The 17987-nt window shown below is 43.3% G+C and carries 13 protein-coding genes; 12 read left to right on the forward strand and 1 reads right to left on the reverse strand.

All coding sequences use genetic code 11. The features are described from left to right. Nucleotides 1–120 precede the first annotated feature (120 nt). Together ACQ5BJ_RS03255 and ACQ5BJ_RS03260 are read left to right on the forward strand one after the other, a co-directional pair. The gene (locus ACQ5BJ_RS03255) at nt 121–1023 is read left to right on the forward strand and encodes a LysR family transcriptional regulator (RefSeq protein WP_430108495.1); all 903 of its coding nucleotides are present in this window, start codon (nt 121–123) and stop codon (nt 1021–1023) included. A 3-nt stretch (nt 1024–1026) separates the two neighbouring features. Further along, nucleotides 1027–1920 (forward strand): LysR family transcriptional regulator, encoded by an 894-nt coding sequence (locus ACQ5BJ_RS03260; RefSeq protein WP_430108498.1) that lies wholly within the window; start codon nt 1027–1029, stop codon nt 1918–1920. Between the two features lie 77 nt (nt 1921–1997). Here the strand turns inward: ACQ5BJ_RS03260 and ACQ5BJ_RS03265 are convergent, their stop codons facing one another. Further along, nucleotides 1998–2636: a hydrolase gene (locus ACQ5BJ_RS03265; protein ID WP_430108501.1), complete on the reverse strand. Its 639-nt coding sequence runs from the start codon at nt 2634–2636 to the stop codon at nt 1998–2000. A gap of 354 nt (nt 2637–2990) precedes the next feature. Between ACQ5BJ_RS03265 and ACQ5BJ_RS03270 the strand changes: the two genes are divergently transcribed. The 10 genes from ACQ5BJ_RS03270 (at nt 2991) to ACQ5BJ_RS03315 (ending at nt 17241) form a co-directional block, all read left to right on the forward strand. Then, nucleotides 2991–4823, forward strand: a complete 1833-nt coding sequence (locus ACQ5BJ_RS03270) for an amidohydrolase (protein ID WP_430108504.1) — start codon at nt 2991–2993, stop codon at nt 4821–4823. A 227-nt stretch (nt 4824–5050) separates the two neighbouring features. Further along, complete coding sequence (locus tag ACQ5BJ_RS03275; RefSeq protein ID WP_430108506.1) at nt 5051–5710, forward strand: glycosyltransferase; 660 nt, start codon at nt 5051–5053, stop codon at nt 5708–5710. 365 nt (nt 5711–6075) lie between these two features. After that, entirely contained in the window at nt 6076–7053 is a 978-nt protein-coding gene (locus tag ACQ5BJ_RS03280; RefSeq protein ID WP_430108509.1) for a sugar kinase, read from the forward strand. A gap of 52 nt (nt 7054–7105) precedes the next feature. Then, nucleotides 7106–7759 (forward strand): bifunctional 2-keto-4-hydroxyglutarate aldolase/2-keto-3-deoxy-6-phosphogluconate aldolase, encoded by a 654-nt coding sequence (locus ACQ5BJ_RS03285; protein ID WP_430109421.1) that lies wholly within the window; start codon nt 7106–7108, stop codon nt 7757–7759. 182 nt (nt 7760–7941) lie between these two features. Beyond that, nucleotides 7942–8841, forward strand: a complete 900-nt coding sequence (locus ACQ5BJ_RS03290; RefSeq protein ID WP_005550199.1) for a carbohydrate ABC transporter permease — start codon at nt 7942–7944, stop codon at nt 8839–8841. Nucleotides 8842–8870: 29 nt separating this feature from the next. Beyond that, nucleotides 8871–9695: a carbohydrate ABC transporter permease gene (locus ACQ5BJ_RS03295; RefSeq protein WP_005550200.1), complete on the forward strand. Its 825-nt coding sequence runs from the start codon at nt 8871–8873 to the stop codon at nt 9693–9695. A gap of 257 nt (nt 9696–9952) precedes the next feature. Further along, the gene (locus ACQ5BJ_RS03300; protein WP_430108513.1) at nt 9953–10903 is read left to right on the forward strand and encodes a hypothetical protein; all 951 of its coding nucleotides are present in this window, start codon (nt 9953–9955) and stop codon (nt 10901–10903) included. 100 nt (nt 10904–11003) lie between these two features. Then, entirely contained in the window at nt 11004–16241 is a 5238-nt protein-coding gene (locus ACQ5BJ_RS03305) for an InlB B-repeat-containing protein (protein ID WP_430108516.1), read from the forward strand. A 528-nt stretch (nt 16242–16769) separates the two neighbouring features. Beyond that, the gene (locus tag ACQ5BJ_RS03310; protein ID WP_005550210.1) at nt 16770–16979 is read left to right on the forward strand and encodes a DUF3102 domain-containing protein; all 210 of its coding nucleotides are present in this window, start codon (nt 16770–16772) and stop codon (nt 16977–16979) included. A 37-nt stretch (nt 16980–17016) separates the two neighbouring features. Further along, the gene (locus ACQ5BJ_RS03315) at nt 17017–17241 is read left to right on the forward strand and encodes a DUF3102 domain-containing protein (protein WP_051135191.1); all 225 of its coding nucleotides are present in this window, start codon (nt 17017–17019) and stop codon (nt 17239–17241) included. Nucleotides 17242–17987 lie beyond the last annotated feature (746 nt).

The raw sequence follows: 17987 nt of genomic DNA on the forward strand, positions 1-17987 counted from the left end.
CTTTTTTTAATGACGTAATATCGCTAATGATGCTCATAAGATTGCACATGTTCATTTTAAGCAGCGCTTTTTACAATGAAGTTAAGTTGTTTGATGAACTAGGAAAGGGGAGTGCCGCTAATGGAACTACGCCAGCTTCAATATTTTATTCAAATATGCAAATCGGGAAGTCTCACCAAAGCCAAAGCAGAATTGGGGGTAACGCAGCCTACATTAAGTCAGCAGCTTCGGGTATTAGAGAATGAATTCAATACGCTGTTGTTTGATCGGGGTGCAAAGGGAGTTGAAATAACGGAAGCGGGCAAAATTCTGTTATATAAGGGCAATGCGATCATGAAGCTGCTTGAGGAAGCTCGAAATGAAATGAAAGAGGAGGTAACAATAGTGAAAGATACGCTTGCAATTGGTTGTTGTCCTGCTGAGCTTGAATTTCTTGCACCTTACTTGATGAAATTTCATGAAATGCATCCTCATGCCCAATTAAAAATTATCGAGTCAGAAAATATGGAACGAATGATTCTAGAGCAAAAGGTTGATATCGGCATCACTTCTAATGCGATGTCAAGTCAATCCACCGTATCGACTTACTTGTATCGCCAAGAAATGGCGCTTTTCGTTCATTCGGAGCACCCTATGGCTGCTTATCCCTCCATTCCTTTTCAATCATTGAAGCAGATCAATTCCATTCTATTTCTGCAGCAATACAAATCGGTCATTGAAATGTATGGTAGGGTCTGTGGGTTTACGTTGGAGTCCATGATTGAAACGACCTCGTTCTCTTTTTTAATACATTCGGTTCGCCAAGGAATTGGGGCAGCGCTTCTCCCTGTATGTTTAGCTGCAACGTTAAAGAAAGATGCGCTTCGGATGGTGAGATTAGAAGACTACGTACCCTATTGGGACGTATCGCTTGTTCATCTGGATTCCTTTGCATGGAGTACGACGTCGCGTGCATGTATTCAAGAAATCAATCGTTTTATTTTAGCGAACAATGAGGAAGCAAGGAGAGAGGTTGAGGTGTAAGTTATGTTTAGGCAATTAGAATGTTTTATTAAAATTTGCGAAGAAGGCAGCTATGCTAAAGCATCGGAATCGCTCATGATTTCTCAACCTGCATTAAGCCAGCAAATTCGATACATAGAAGCGGAGTTTAACACTCCTGTGTTTAAGCGGGCCGGTAGAGGGATAAAGCTTACGGCTGCAGGTCAAATCCTGTATGAGAAAGCTATTTCTGTGATGAGGCTGATTGGGGAGTCGAAAAAAGAAACAGCTGAGCTAAGCAATACCCAGATCAATCAACTTCCGCTCTCCATCGGCATCTCACCATTAGATTGTCCGAATTTTATGCCGTTTTTTTTAAAGTTTCACGAACAGCATCCAGCTATTACGCTGCATTTCGAAAACATCGAAAATGGTTATAGGGATTTACTGCATAATCATAATCATATTGATATAGTCATAAGCGATTGTCCGGAACTAAATAAGGAACTATATGCTGTACATGTATGCAAAGAGGAACAAGCGCTATTCGTTTATATAGATCATCCGTGGGCAGATCGAACATCCATTTCAGTTCGGGAATTGAAAAATCTAGAATCTGATTTATTTGTTAGAGATTCAAATATAGTAAAGCTGCTCCAAGCATATGATTTCAAAGTGATCCAACCTCTGCAATCAAAATTCCATTCTACCTCCGCTGCCATTATTCTTTCTATGGTTATACAGCAAATGGGGGTGGCTATTTTACCCATTTCTTACTTGAATAGCTCTTCTTATTCGAAATTAAAAGTAATTCAATTCTTAGATCCGATTCCTGCACGTGAAGTTAAGATTATTGTTCGAAAAGATCAGTTCATCGATGCGGCGATTCAAACTTTTATGAACTATTTTTTAAAAGCAACAAAGTCACTTGCCGTATAACAGACAACTTATATAAAAGGTACAGCCGTTCTGAGGAGGCTGTACCTTTCCCAATAGAAATGAGAGGATTTTCGAATTTAACCTCCATGCCCACCGAACATTGCTTTGGCATACACAATACCTGTTCCATAAGCACCAGCATGCTCTTTAGCAACATTTACGACGGCATCATACGTTTCTTCACGCGCCCAATCGCGTTGATACTCAAGGAGGACAGAAAGCCAGGTAACAGGGATCGCCCCAGCCTGTATCATGCGTTGAATGGCTGTATTATGTGCCTCTGTTGTCGTTCCGCCTGAAGCATCTGTAACAATATACACTTCGTAACCTTCTTTAATCGCAGAGATCGTTGGAAATGCAAGGCAAACTTCTGTCCATAGCGCAGCGATAATCAATTTTTTGCGCCCCGTCTTTTTCACGGCTTCAATGAAATTTTTGTCTTCCCAAGAGTTCATCGATGTGCGGTCAATTGGCTTTTGATCTGGAAATACTTTCTGAATGTGCGGATGAAGCGGGCCTGAAAATGATTCCGCAGCAACAGTTGTTAAAATGATGGGGGCATTAAATATTTTTGCCGTTTTGGCCAGCCCAACCGTATTGTTAATGATCGTTTGTCGGTCTGCACTTTGTGTACCAAATATCATCTGTGGCTGATGATCGATAAGAATAATGGCAGAGTTCTCAGGTGTAAGTAAATCGGTTTTGTCGTTAAACATATAATAATCCCTTCCTTCAATAGTATCACCGCAACAGTATCAGAATTGCGTTTGAACTTCTGCTGCATGTCATTAGTGTAGAGAGTAATGAACTTGCAAACCATCTTCATTTTTCTATAGGATCCATCATCAAAAACTATATCGTTAAAAATGATACGTACTTGAAATAGTTCATTTGTTAGGCATAATAAACGCTTATGTGTGGTATAGAAATCCCCATATTGATCGAATGAATTGGGATTTATAGACTTACAGTTGAAGCACTGAAAACGTTAAGGCTAGAGATTTTACTGTTAGGGTAGGTAGGAGCGAGCATGTGGGATTTAACCATCAACAAATGAGGGAGGACAAAAGATGATCGAGTATATAAATGGAATGGCAACTGACCTTATTATTTATAACGCTTTTATCGCTACGATGAACGAAGATAACCCTACAGCTACTGCGCTCGCAGTAAAGGATGGACAATTTTGTGCTGTGGGGGACGATGCTGAAATGATGAAGCTTGTAGGGCCCTCGACAAAAGTTATAAATGCTAACAAACGCATGTTAATACCAGGTTTAAATGATTCGCACATGCATCTTATTCGAGGTGGGCTTAACTTTAATCTTGAATTGCGCTGGGATGGCGTACCTTCTGTGGCTGATGCGTTACGGATGTTGAAAAAGCAGGTCGATCGGACACCTCCTCCTCACTGGGTTCGCGTTGTTGGCGGATGGACCGAATTTCAATTCAAAGAACGACGAATGCCTACATTAGAAGAAATCAATCGAATTGCCCCTCATACCCCTGTATTTATTCTAAACCTCTATCGTCAAGCCTTTTTGAATAAAGCTGCTTTGCGTGTGATCGGCTATACAAAAGATACACCGAACCCGCCAGGAGGAGAAATCCAAAGGGACAGTCAGGGCAATCCTACGGGGATGTTAATCGCCCGCCCGAACGCGACAATTTTATATGCCACGTTAGCTAAAGGCCCGAAGCTTTCCTATGAAGATCAGATGAATTCGACTCGGCTGTTTATGAGAGAATTGAACCGATTTGGTGTAACAAGCGTGATTGATGCCGGGGGCGGTTTTCAGAACTACCCAGATGATTATAAAGTGTTTGCAGAGCTGGATAAGCGAGGGGAAATTACGGTTCGGACAGCATACCATTTGTTCACACAGAACCTAGGGCATGAACTAAACGACTTCAAAAATTGGACGGAATCAACAAAGCCGTATACCGGGAGCTCATTCTATCGTCATAACGGTGCCGGAGAAATGCTTGTTTATAGCGCGGCAGACTTCGAAGATTTTGTTGAGCCACGTCCAGAACTGCCTGCCGTACTGGAAGACGAGCTATTCGAAGTAACTGAGCATCTAGCCAAGCATCGCTGGCCGTTTCGTCTTCATGCTACCTATGGAGAATCGATCACACGATTTCTTGATGTAATTGAGCGGGTAAATAAAGAAGCTCCTTTTAAAGACATACGTTGGATTATTGATCATGCGGAGACGATTCAAGAAAAAGATCTAGAACGAGTCATTTCGTTAGGCGGCTCGATTTCCGTTCAAAACCGAATGGCTTTTCAAGGGGAGTATTTCGTCGATCGCTATGGAGCGAAGGCAGCAGAACATGCACCACCGATAACGAAGATGCTTACCGCTGGATTGCGTGTCGGAGTAGGGACAGATGCAACAAGAGTTGCAAGTTATAACCCGTGGCTGGCCTTATACTGGTTAGTAACGGGAAAAACACTTGGAGGGCTTAGCTTGTATCCTGCTTCTAATCGTGTAGACAGACATCAGGCGCTCCGTATGTATACAACCGGGAATGCATGGTTTTCGAAAGAAGAGGATGTTAAAGGACAAATTAAAGCCGGACATTATGCTGATTTCACGATTCTTTCGGACAATTTCTTTCAAGTATCTGAAGAAGATATCAAAAAAATTGAGTCCGTCTTTACCGTTGTAGGCGGCAAAATCGTTTACGGCACACACGAGTTCCAAGCTTTATCACCGCCTGCTCCAAAAGCAAGTCCAGACTGGTCTCCACAGAATTTCTTTGGAGGATACTATAACGGATTGTATGACGGAGTCGATGGATCTGGAGTTCAACCATATAGGCAACAGCGCTTGCATCACAGTTGCAATCATCACCATGGCAGCGGATTTTGTGACTTGGATTGCTTCGTCTTCTAATGCAGGCAGATTAAAAAACAGATTAATAATCGTTACAAAGTTGAAATATCGATTCCTACCTTCGTGGCCTGAGATTCGTTCGCTCCGACTTACACAACAGTTCTATTGACTGCACGCATGGGTGGCAAAAGCTTGACACAAACAATAATCCTCTGTATGAAAATGGATCCTCCAACTTAAACTAAGACAGCCAGTTTTATTTCAGACATACAGAGGAGCAGATGAATTTGAAAAACAAATGGTTGCTGGCGCTGCTTGTAACCTTGGTACTCTTTGTTAGCATGACGCAGGTTGCAGCACCCGTGCAAGCAAATGCAATGGTGAGCGAGAAGAAGGATCCGAATTGCCTGAGTCCCAAAATGGTAAAGCTGAAAACCGATATGCAAAAGGTTTGGATCGACCATACGATATGGACAAGAAGCTATATTGTCAGCGCTATCTCAAATCGTCCAGATCAGAAGGATGTATTGGAGCGGCTATTGCAGAACCAGCAGGATATTGGAAATGTAATCAAACCTTATTACGGGGAAGCCGCAGGCAATAAGCTGGCCGAAATTCTAATAGAACATATTCTAATTGCAGCGAAAATCGTAGAGGCGGCCAAAGCGGGCAATCAGGCAGATGTGAAAAAGTTAGAGGCAGACTGGCATAAAAACGCTGACGAGATCGCCAAATTTTTAAGCGATGCGAATCCGAACTGGCAGTTTAAAGAGCTTCAGGATATGCTGTATACCCACCTTCAGTTGATTACGGAGATCGTGCTAAGCTGTCTCAAGGGAGATTGGAAAGCGGATATAGCAGCAACCGACAAAAACGAGATCCATATGATTCATTTAGCTGACATCCTGACAGAAGGCATTGTCAAACAATTTCCTGAAAAATTTTAAACAAAATGCATTATCGAATGCAAAGTAAAGCTTTTTATGTTTGCCCGCAAGGGTAACTATAAAAGGCTTTTTTTCGTTTCACGGAGCAAATAAATAGCTTACACACTTCGATCCAATCACATGGGTCGTTTTTTTGTAAACAAGTCAAATTCGTTTGATAATGCACGAATATATGTCCTGTACCGCAAATTTCGGCTGTATATAGTTAAGATAATCGTATTTGGAGGCAGGGCACCCGAATATATCAATGGACATATTCGATGCGTGGATGGCAGCGGATGTTTCGATAACATCACTATCATAAAAATGGAGACTGTTATGGACAGACCATGACAGTCTTTTAATTAGCTAAGGGGGGGGAACCGATGAAGGATAGAAGTGTGTCCCAGATGCAAGCAAGCCCTGAGGTGGTTACCTTTGGGGAATCGATGGCACTCATGCTGCCGACCGGAAATAAAGGAATCGAATACAGCCATACGTTGGAATGCACCTTCGGTGGGGCCGAAACAAACGTAGCCATCGGTTTGGCTAGGCTTGGCATTCATGTCGGATGGTTCTCTCAATTAGGTGAAGATCCGCTGGCAACGATGATGATCAAAGCATTGCGGGGCGAAGGCGTTGATGTCTCACGCGTGAAGAGCACAGATGCTGCTTCAACGGGTCTAATGATGCGTGAGGCAATAGCCGGACAATCCTCCGTTTATTATTTTCGGCGGAATTCGGCTGCTAGTCTGATGTCGCCCGATATGCTGGATGAGGCGTACATAGCAGGTGCTCGCATTTTGCATGTAACCGGGATTACGATGGCTATCAGCGAGACTGCATGTCAAGCTGTTATTGAGGCTGTACGTCTTGCACGCAAGCATGGCGTTAAAGTCAGCTTTGATCCAAATCTGCGCCTGAAGCTCTGGAGCGTGGAGAAAGCTCGTCAATTCATTCTGCCTCTAGCGGCGGAAGCAGACTACTTCCTGCCTGGGCTTGATGAATTGAAGCTGCTCTATGAAACTGACGACAAAAGTGCTTTGTTTGCGAAGCTGCATGAGCTTGGCAACGTATGCGTCGTAAAAGGCGGAGATCATGAAACCTATTTATTACAGAGTGGAAAGGTAGCTAGAATTCCTTATTTCACTGCTGAACACGTAGTAGACACCGTTGGTGCTGGCGATGCCTTCTGTGCTGGCTTCCTTAGCGGTTTACTAAGAAATAAATCCCTTGAGGAATCCGTTCGCATCGGAAATTTGCTTGGATCTATGGTGATCCAGACGGAAGGCGATTGGCAGGGTCTCCCGACAATGGCACAGGCAGAAGCGAAGCTTAGTAGAAAAGCGCATGTTGAACGTTAAGTCCAATGAATCTAGTACATACAATGGAAGGCAGGGAAGCAAATTGAAGAAAATGAGCATTATTCATCGGATTCATGAAGAAGGGGTTGTCGCGGTATTACGGGGAGAGAATTGGCAGCAGGTGGTTCGACTATCCGAGGAAGCCATTGCTGGCGGCATTAAGGTGATTGAGATTACAATGACGGTTCCGCATGCGCTTAAGGCGATCGAAGAGCTTGCCAGCCGTTATTCATGGAATCATCCTGATTCAGCTCAACAAGCGATAATTGGCGTCGGCACGGTGCTTGATCCTGAAACGGCACGCCAAGCAATGCTAAGCGGCGCCGAATTTGTCGTGGGCCCTTCACTGAATCCAGATACGATTAAGCTGTGCAATCGTTATCGTGTTCCAATCATGCCTGGAGTCATGACCATTCATGATATCCAAAGCGCTCTCGATTTAGGAGTGGATGTCGTTAAGCTGTTCCCGGGAAGTCAATTCGGGCCAGGGATGATCAAGGATATCAAAGGCCCATTGCCTCACGCGAATGTAATGCCAACCGGGGGAGTGAATGTAGAAAACTTGGGCGACTGGATCAAAGCAGGTGCATTTGCGGTAGGAATTGGTTCGGATCTTACGAAGGAAGCCATTGAAACAGGCAATTATACACTCGTTCGTGCCAAGGCTGATCAGTATGTGAAGGCATTTAAGCAAGCGCGCCAATAATAAGAACGATAACAAGCGTTCTCTTGATAGACGGGGAGACGCTTGTTTTTTATATCTAGTGAATAAGGCTTAGAAAAGTAAAATTCGTTTCAAAATGAACGATTTTAGTCCTTATTTGCGATTTTCATTCTGATTACAATGACACTATAGAACAAGACGTATTTTTCAGAGGGGGATAAAAAATGAAAGGTAAGAAATCACTAGGAATTAGCGCTAGAGAGACACTAGCCGGCTATATGTTTGTAGCCCCATTAATGATCGGATTAATTGTCCTAACCCTTATTCCTGTTGTGTGTTCCCTATTGCTGAGCTTTACGGAGTGGAATTTCGTAGCGGGATATGGTGCTATCAAATTCGTAGGCTTTGATAATTTTATTCGTTTGTTCCAAGACGATGTGTTTATTCAGAGCCTATTGAACAACTTAGTCTTTATTATAACGGTTCCGATAACCTTGATCTTATCGCTGTTGCTGTCTATTCTCATTGACAAACATGTTTATTTCAAGGATGGATTTAAGGTTGTTTATTTCTTGCCTTATATTTCCAGCGTCGTTGCCGTCGCCATGGTATGGCAGGTTCTTTTCCATCCATCATTAGGTCCGGTAAATCAGATGCTGATGTCATTTGGCATTGAGAATCCACCTAAATGGTTGGCAGATATCGATTATGCATTGCCTTCTCTCATGATGATTCAAGTTTGGATTATGCTCGGCTATAACATTATCATTTACATTGCTGCGCTGCAGTCCATTCCGAAGGATTTGTATGAAGCGGCAGATATCGATGGCGCAGGAACGTGGGTGAAATTCCGACAGATCACAGTGCCAAGTGTTTCGCCAACGACCTTCTTCTTGCTAGTAACAGGAATCATTGGTTCCTTCAAGGTGTTTGATCTCATTCAAGTATTAACGCAAGGCGGACCTGCTAATTCAACAAATGTAATCGTTTACGACTTGTATGACACTGCATTCAATCAGTTGAAAACAGGGTATGCCTCTTCAATGGCGCTCCTATTATTCCTCATTTGTTTAGCCATAACGGCTGGACAATGGATTGCCCAGAAGAAGTGGGTTAACTACTAGAAGAGATCTAGAATGGAGGAACAATCTATATGAAAAAAATATCGGTTTCAAAGATCATATTCACAGTGATTATGGCAGCTATAGGGCTTCTCTTCCTGCTTCCATTCATCTGGATGTTGTCAACATCATTCAAGCCTGAGGCGGATGTCTTCAAATTCCCAATCGAATGGATTCCGAGAAACTGGAATGCGATGGAGAACTATGCAGAAGTGTGGTCAGGAAACTTTGTCAAATACTATGCAAACTCGATTTATGTAACAGTGGCAACGACTGTGCTCAATGTATCCGTGTGTGCACTTGCGGCTTATGGATTTTCCAAAGTCCATTTCAAAGGAAGAGATACGATGTTTCTTCTCGTTCTCGCACTATACATGGTTCCACCTCAAGCTTCATTAGTTCCGCAGTTCCTGCTTTTCCGTTCCCTACATTTATTTGATTCTCATATTGGTCTTATCTTGCTGAACGGATTTAGCGTAATTGGAGCTTTCATGCTTAGACAATTCTTTATGAGTGTCAGCAACGAATATATCGAATCAGCCAAAATAGACGGAGCCGGACATGCACGAAGCTTCTTCCAAATCGCGCTGCCGCTTATTCGTCCAGCCATCGCAACCTATGCGATCCTCAGATTTATTTGGACATGGAACGATTATCAGTATCCGCTGATTTTCTTAAAAAGCAAAGAGTTGTTCACCATTCAGCTTGGGATCAGATTGTTCGGTGACCAATATGGAGATACGTATTCCTTGATGATGGCTGGAGCTGTGTCAGCAATCTTGCCGCTGGTCATTATCTTTATTATCGGGCAGAAGCAAGTTATTGAAGGGATTGCGCTCGGAGGCGTTAAGGGATAGAAATGCTCGAAGGAATAGGAGCAATACAAATAGATAGTTAACGAAAAGAAATGAACCATTGCGTTCATTTCTTTTGTCATATGGGGAAGTATCTAGTCAAAATCGTCTGAGATCGGTCAAAATATGAAATTGGTCGGTCATCTGAAAATAGATATATTTATAAATAAAAGCGTTTTCAATGACAGTTTTATTCATAAAGCTGCCTATAAGTATATAAATCTGCAAAGATAGATTGAATAGTAGAAAGGTGGGTTGATATGGGTTTTACAAGACGAAAACCAACAGTGCGTATATGGTTTACAGCCGTAATACTAATTGTACTCGCTGTATTAATGATGATATTAACTAACAAAAAAGTTGCATTGCCTGATAATTGGTTGTTTACGGTGGATGGATACGCTGTGACAGATGAAGAATATCTATTTTATATCAATGAGCAGAGAGCTGTAACCGTAAATTATTTCTACAGAACCTATGGTGCGCAAGTAGATGAGGGGTTCTGGACACGCCAATACGGCGAAAATCAGGAAACACCATCTGAATATGCCAAAAAAGCCGCGATGACGGCATTGCTAAGGGCCAAACAGGAGCAAATTATTGCAGACGAGCGGGATATTGCTCCATACAAAAGTTTTGATGAGCTAAAATCCGACATGGAAGATGAAAACGCTAAGCGGGCTGAGATGGAAAATACGGGGGATACTTACTACGGATTGCCTGAGTTAGATCTATACCAATACATGCAATATGTAAGTGGCGCTCGTTGGCCGGATTTGGTAGAAACCCAGATCGAACAAACGAAAATGAGCGACGCCGAGTTACAAGTTGAATATGCTTCAAGGAGCGCAGAATATGTGCGCACTGCTGATGAATTAACGGCTATGTTCGCATCAACTGGACAAGCAATGGAAGAGAAAGTGTTAAATCGATTAGATATATCCAAAGAAGATACTGTATCACGAAATTTCTGGGAGTCATTGGCGGCCGCTTCTGTAGGGGAGACGGTAATCGGCAAATATATGGGCGAGGATGTCATTGCCACCTTAATGACAAAGCCGGAATTCACCAAGCTTACCCTGGAAGAAGTGAAGGATTCCATTATATACAGGCAGGCTGAGTCTAACTTACGAACGTTAATTGCAACTAGAGCGGATAAAGCGAAGATTATGTTTAACGGCAATCAATTCAATGAATTAACAGTGAACTAGATGAAATACTGTTCTTACGTTTATATAGATCTGAATCTATTTTGGTGTTCATAGATTCAGATTTATATAAATATGAATTCATAGAAAAGGAGATTGCCAGATGAGACGAACAAAATGGATGCAAAAAGCTTTATCGATTGTTACGGTAGCAACTTTGACATTCTCTGGTCTGCCCGGCTTGGCGCCTGTATCTGAAGTTTCGGCTGCAGAGAGATTGGTTGAATCTTTTGACTCTGTTGTACTAGAACTGACACAAGCGACGGATCATGCAGGCAGAGTAAACCTTACTTACAAAGGTGCACCAGTAAGCAATTTTGTTAAAGGACCGGTGATTGATGCGTTCAGTTATGATTCAAGCAATTCGAATTTAGTAACGGTTGATGATAACGGAAACGTTGCATTAGCTAGCGGTTATACCTTCGCGGCCCCCGGTGATACAGGCATCCCAGTGACGATAACCGCCACGACGAGTTATTACCATGACTCAGATGTGTTATTCATGGAGGATTTTGAGAATAACAATGGTCCGCTGACGTCAATAAGTAAACTTGGTTCATCATTTTCACTGTCTGATGCCCAGTCGCGCTCTGGTTTGAAAGCGATTACACCATCAAGCGCAACGAATACGGAGAATGTAAGCCAAGACGTGGCTCTGCCCGCCGGAAGCAACTATAAAATGACGGCATGGTATTACGACCCGTATCCGGAAGAGGAGAAGACAGCGGCTGCAAGAACCCAATTTGCGATTTTGGATGGCAAAAATGCCACCTTCGCTGGGACATTCTATCAAAGTTCACAGGCCGACGTTATTCATAACCCGACAAAATATACTTGGGCATTTGCACCATCATCAGCCGGTTCAGCGGCGAAACGTTGGCAAGACAGCGGGGTTGAACGCTCCACAGGCTGGCACAAATTTGAGTGGTTCATTACACCGAATGGTGCGACCTTGCAAATTGACGGCATTTCAATACCCGATTCAGCACAGTATGATATTTACAAAGCGATGAAGAGCGGTACAACCATTCAACCCAAAATTGCTGGAGGGTGGAATAACCAAGCAGGCAACATTTCTTATGTTCATAACAAGCATCTTATCGACGATTTTTATGTTGTCAAAGATGTTGCTCCCGTAACTGGTACAAGAACATTAACATTGAATGTAGCACCACCAGATGGAGCGTCAGATTTGGAAATTATCACTCATCCAATAGCAGCAAAAGTGAACCAAGGCGAGACAGCAACATTTAGCGTTACGGCATCAGCCGCTGCTGCATCATACCAATGGTATGTATCTAACGACGAAACAGGTTTGAACGGGGCGGAAGTCGTCGGAGCAAATGATGCGGTATTAACGTTGTCAAAGGTTGACTCAGTTGCGCAGCAAGGTAAGTTTTATTATTGCCTGGTGTCTTCGGCAGAGGGAATTGTTGTGAAATCCCAAGCTGCACCGTTGTTGATTCAGACAAATACGCAGGTGAATGCGCCCATTAACCCGACGCTTGACCCGAACACGGGTATTTATACAGGCGGTTCTAATTACGGGGATACCCTTGTAACCCTGTTCAAAGATGGTGAACCCGTTGGCTATTATTTATCGAAAAATGGAGGGCCCGACCAGCTAAACAATCATGAAAGACATCATGTTCTGCCATATGCAAGGGCATTGGGGGCGGGTAATTACACAGTTACAGCAATCGTCATGAATACAGAAGGAAATAGAAGTGAAGAAGTTACGGCAACAGGAACATTAACGATCGAGAACTTGTCTGCACCGGAAAATGTTAGATGGAACGGTACCTATGCTACTTGGAATAACGTTGCTAACGCATCTGCGTATTCGGTTCAGCTCTTCAGTCACGGAGTTGCTAATGGGAGCCCTGTCGCAGTAACAGGTAATGATGCAGCTCTGTCCCCGAGCTTGGATGATACATTTACAGTTAGAGCGATGGGCAGCGCAACAACACGCTTCTTGGATTCTGATGAATCAGGGGAGAGTGCAGCATATTCAGCTCATATTGCGCTAGTCCGTCAGAACGAGACTTTACGGGCAGGCGAGAGCCAGCGGCTAATCGTTGACACTGCCGATGAGTTCGTAGCTGATAACATCAGCTTCAGCCCAGCAGTGAGAGACAAAGATAAGATCGAAGTTGATCATGCTGGATTCGTTACGGTTAAGAAAGGTTATGTCCCAACAGAGAATGAAGAGGTAACCGTAAATGTCAGCGTTGATTACTTCAATAAGAAGGATACGATGTTCTACGATGGATTTGAAGGGAATAAGAAGTTTACGACGGGTGAGAACGGGTACGTCCAAAGTGACGTGATGTCCCGTACCGGAGCAAAAGCCGCGACAACGAGTGGTGCTGGCCAGGTGGCTACTTTCCCAGGCGCCTATAATTACGCTCCAAAAGCCGGCAAGACAACAATCGTCACTGCCTGGTACTACGACGATGGCGGGGTGGCATCCGGTGATCACGCGGTATTTGGCTTAACTCCGTCAACCAATGAACATATCACAATAAATTATGGGAATGCGGATGGCAACTGGGCGGCGAACCAGACTAACTACGCAGTTAGGCTCGGATCAACTGGAAGGTTCTATCCCGTCGACGTGAAGCGCAGCAAAGGCTGGCATAAATTCCAATGGGTCGTTACCTCAACGGGAACAACCTACAAAATTGATGGAAAAGCAATTAAGAGACAAACGACAGACGAGGGCGCGTTCAATACGAATGTATCGAACAATATTTCGAAAATTGATGCATTGCAACTTGCTACGAATTGGGGCAATAAATCCGGAACGATTAAAGATATGCAGAACAAGCACTTTATCGATGACGTATATGTGATGGATAGTGAAGTAACAGCCCAAACGGCAACAGCATCGGTTACATTAAAGCTCTTACCTAAAGTGTACACTCACTCCGAAGACAGCACTTATGTTCTTGGCTTGGATGATTATAAAATTACCGTGAATCCTGATTTAGCGGATCTAGCTGGTGTGGAAATCGGCGATGCAACCCTAACACAAGCTTTGGATTATACAGTTAGCGGCAATGTATTAACGATTAACAAAAAAGCATTTGTAAGAAACAATATTGTGCCAGGAAAATATACCGTTAGACTCGACCTGAACCCTGCTGAAATTACGTTTGAGTTGAACATTGCACCTCGTGAAGTCCGTGATTATTATTTCTCCAATAATGGTGATGATCATGCCGATGGACGCACACCGGAGACAGCATGGAAATCAATATCCAAAATAAATGAATATGTGTTCCTCCCAGGTTCAACGATTTATTTGGATGCAAACAGCGTGTGGAATGAACAAATCAGATTGCGCGGCAACGGCGAAGAAGGATATCCGATTACGCTTACTAAATATAATACGACCGATCCTAACCAACGGCCGATTATTAATGGCGGAGGAACAGCGTCAAGCCCATCAGGCATTACCCTAAACGGTACAATTGAGTTGTACGACGTCAATTATTGGGTAGTCAGCGGAATTGAAGTGACGAACATCGGCACTACAGCAGGTGACGGCCGCTCCGGTATTGCTGTGATGTCCCGTATATCCAAGCTGGGACAAAGTCAATTTAACATTCAAGATTATGCGGATGCTCGTATGCAAGGAATTGTCATTCGAGACAACTATGTTCATGATGTGAATGGATTGCACCAAGCGAATGGAGCCAGTAAAATATCTGGCGGCATCATTATTAATGGTTATGTAGATGTACTGGTCGAAGGCAATAAGACCCTTCGCTGTGATAACGAAGGCATTCGCAACAATGCTTATGGGCCAAGCAACCCGGGGACGAACAATACGGGTCTCTCTTGGAGCAACTCAAGCTATCCTTGGGCATCTAACGCTGTATTTAGAAACAACTGGGTTTCTGGTTCGGTTGGTGATGGAATCGTCCTGTCCGGCGGGAACAATTCCCTTGTGGAACGAAATGTGGTCACAGACAGCGGGTACAGCTATTTAAGCGATAAGAGCGGCAAACTGGTACCGAACTGGGGTCCAAATAATACAACGCCAGCATATCTTGGTTCGCAAAATTATGCGGCAGCGTGGATTATGGCAAGTAAAGGCACGATCTTCCGCTACAATGAAGCTGTAGATAACCCTTATCATGCAAGTAATGACGGTATGGCATGGGATATTGATAATTATTGTCAGGATAATGTGTATGAATATAACTACAGCCGAAACAACTATGGCGGTTGGTATTTGCAGATGAATGCCGCCAAGGGCAACATCGTTCGCTATAACATCAGCGTGAACGACGGTCGCAGTCCGGATTTTAATAAGAGTTACAATAGCCTTGTATTACTTGCGGGCGGTTCTTCAACAAGCGAGGAATTAAGCGGACTATACTATAACAATGTAATCATCTCTCCATTGAAGAATAGCGGTTCGTTAGTGTTTGACCCAACGGCTTCCAACTTGCATATTTACTTCCAAAACAACATATTTGCTTATACTGGTGCTAACAACAGCGTTGGTCTAAAAGGCGGCGGAACATCAGCGCCATTTATAGCCGGACGGTTTACGAACAACATTGTATATCCAGCTAATCTTTTTGGCAGTATGAATGCTGGCGGGGGCGGATATTTAGGCAGAGGTGTAACAACAGCTGACAATCGCTACGTATCGGAAAAAGAACTATATTCCATATTGAAAGATTATAAGATTGCACCGGAACATTGGATTGCCAATAGTGGAACCGTTGATGCCGAGCTTGATTACAGCGTAATGGACGGGTTCCGCCTTGCTGATGGCGACAACAACATGGCCTATGGTTCAGGTGTCAAAGTAATTAGCCCATATGTGGATCGTGTGAACGCTCTGCCTCATATGACAGAGAGAACGGACTTTTTTGGAAATCCACTAGGCGATAGAACGCCTTCGATCGGCGTACACAACCCTTATGCGGTAACTTTTGATTCCAATGGCGGCAGTGAAGTTGCGATGAAGTTCGCTGATATGGGGGGGACAATTACCGAGCCGCCAGTACCAACCAAAGCTGAAATGAAATTCGGTGGTTGGTACCGAGATGCAGAATTAAACGATGCGTGGAATTTCGTTACTAATACGGTTACAAGCGACATCGTATTATATGCGAAGTGGCTTAGAGATGAGGATTTATCTTTAGAGAAAGATCAATTGAGTGTGGAAGCCCCTAAAGGCGCAATGATGAATCAAACAACGGTTACGGCAACTGTCTACTATGAGGTAACTGAGCAATTCATTGACGTTACCGTCAGCAAGGACGCTAGTGGGGAGCTCTTTAGCGACAAAGATTGCGTCAAAAGAAATAAAGCATGAAACTGACATGCCAATCGCGCCAACCCCCTGAAGAACAACCAGAATCGAGCTGAAGCTTCGCTGCGCAGCTCGCCGCTGCGTAAGCGTCAAATAGCCCCACCTATTTGACGCTTACCTCTAAGGAGTTTTGGACAAATAAAGAGATTCCAAAGAGATTATGTGTAGTAATTATTTAATTTTTTTCCTTGAATACCTCTAAAAGAAACTCATAGCTTATATTGTGAGGTTTTTTATTAAAAGCATAATAAAGATGGTATTGGGACTGACCCCTGTTTGTGAGATAGGGCAAAACACCTTGCAAGTTTAAGCAGCCAGTCGTCGAAAATTAATTGGCGACTGGTTATTTAGTTTCGTTTGAATGTGAATTGAGTTAAAAGGGATCAGTGATGCAGTGCAGAGGGAGAAAGAATTGCGGGATGACCGAAGAGGTTAAACATTTTGATGAAACCTTTAAAAAAGAAAAATTCGAAAAAAGACAAAGAAGAAAGCAAAAGCTACGGTATAGAATGAACGGCAGGAGGAACCAGTATGAGCGATATAGTGCGGAGTGCAGAAGTGATTGCAGCAGAAATCCGTAGTATCGATTTGAAAACTAGAGAAATTGTTCTACGTAGTGCTATTGAAATAGGAAAGCGCTTGAATGAGGCTAAGGACCTTGTGAATCACGGGGAATGGGGAACCTGGCTGGAAGCAAATGTTCACTACAGCCAATCAACGGCCAACAACTTCATGGGATAACTGAAGAGTGCGGTTCAAATTTCCAAGCGATTAAGAATTGAGCTATGCTAAAGCGTTGTCCCTTCTTGGTGTTCCAGCTGAAGATCGGGAGCAATTTGTACAGGAGAATGATGTGGAGAGCATGTCAGCACGTGAGCTACAGAAGGCCGTTAAAGAGCAGAAGCGACTGGAAAAAGAATTGAAAGAAAAGTCGATTAATGTACCTGCCACTGTAGAGATAGACATTGAAAAGAACTGTCAGCTTCGGCAGAAGGCGGCATAGGCAGGAAACGAATCAGCATTCAAGTTCAAAGTACAGTTTGAATGACTCGGGGTAGACTTCCAAGATTTGCTGGCTACGCTGGCTAAGATCCAAGTGGACGACCCGGAGACACATGGTAGAGCCTGATCGATAAGATATCACATGCTCTTCATTAACATAAGGGTAATTGTAGAAATGAAAAGACGGGAGGAATTCTCCCGCCAAATCATAACATTAGTCAAAGCGTGTAACACTTTGCATTCATTCCCCAAGGGCAATAGGGAGGCGGAGGAGGGGGAGTACCGCCAGGAAGTTGACCTCTCCTATCAATTTCACCAAATGCTAGAGCAGTACCGGATACTGATATAACCATAACGGTTGCTAAAGCAACAGCTAGAAACTTTTTCATCTTTACCACCTCATTTCTGGTAAGTTATGTCATTATCCTATCATTAAAAGTAAAAATATGCAAATTATATTTTAATAGTAAGGAGGTTTACATACTAATTCTTGTGATGAACGGAGTGATTTGAATGAATTGCACCCATTGCCATGGGTCGGGATCTACGGAAGAAAAGATAGGGATTGTATCACCACACATACCATATATTGAGGAAACTTATAAAGAGCCTTGCGACTATTGCAATGGTATAGGTGATATAGAGGAAGAAGAGTAAACACAACATTATCTTAGTAATTTAGCTGAAAGGGTAACCCTCAATGCACAACATCGAACTTGATATATCATTCGGAGAAAACATCTTGCA

The sequence above is a fragment of the Paenibacillus sp. B1-35 genome (genome assembly GCF_050474385.1).
Taxonomy (GTDB): domain Bacteria; phylum Bacillota; class Bacilli; order Paenibacillales; family Paenibacillaceae; genus Paenibacillus_B; species Paenibacillus_B alvei.

Bases quoted from the DNA above. Each gene is read 5' to 3' on its own strand.
- ACQ5BJ_RS03265 (WP_430108501.1), bottom strand. From the start codon at position 2,636: ATGTTTAACGACAAAACCGATTTACTTACACCTGAGAACTCTGCCATT.
- ACQ5BJ_RS03255 (WP_430108495.1), top strand. From the start codon at position 121: ATGGAACTACGCCAGCTTCAATATTTTATTCAAATATGCAAATCGGGA.
- ACQ5BJ_RS03300 (WP_430108513.1), top strand. From the start codon at position 9,953: ATGGGTTTTACAAGACGAAAACCAACAGTGCGTATATGGTTTACAGCC.
- ACQ5BJ_RS03280 (WP_430108509.1), top strand. From the start codon at position 6,076: ATGAAGGATAGAAGTGTGTCCCAGATGCAAGCAAGCCCTGAGGTGGTT.
- ACQ5BJ_RS03270 (WP_430108504.1), top strand. From the start codon at position 2,991: ATGATCGAGTATATAAATGGAATGGCAACTGACCTTATTATTTATAAC.
- ACQ5BJ_RS03290 (WP_005550199.1), top strand. From the start codon at position 7,942: ATGAAAGGTAAGAAATCACTAGGAATTAGCGCTAGAGAGACACTAGCC.
- ACQ5BJ_RS03295 (WP_005550200.1), top strand. From the start codon at position 8,871: ATGAAAAAAATATCGGTTTCAAAGATCATATTCACAGTGATTATGGCA.
- ACQ5BJ_RS03285 (WP_430109421.1), top strand. From the start codon at position 7,106: ATGAGCATTATTCATCGGATTCATGAAGAAGGGGTTGTCGCGGTATTA.
- ACQ5BJ_RS03305 (WP_430108516.1), top strand. From the start codon at position 11,004: ATGAGACGAACAAAATGGATGCAAAAAGCTTTATCGATTGTTACGGTA.
- ACQ5BJ_RS03310 (WP_005550210.1), top strand. From the start codon at position 16,770: ATGAGCGATATAGTGCGGAGTGCAGAAGTGATTGCAGCAGAAATCCGT.
- ACQ5BJ_RS03260 (WP_430108498.1), top strand. From the start codon at position 1,027: ATGTTTAGGCAATTAGAATGTTTTATTAAAATTTGCGAAGAAGGCAGC.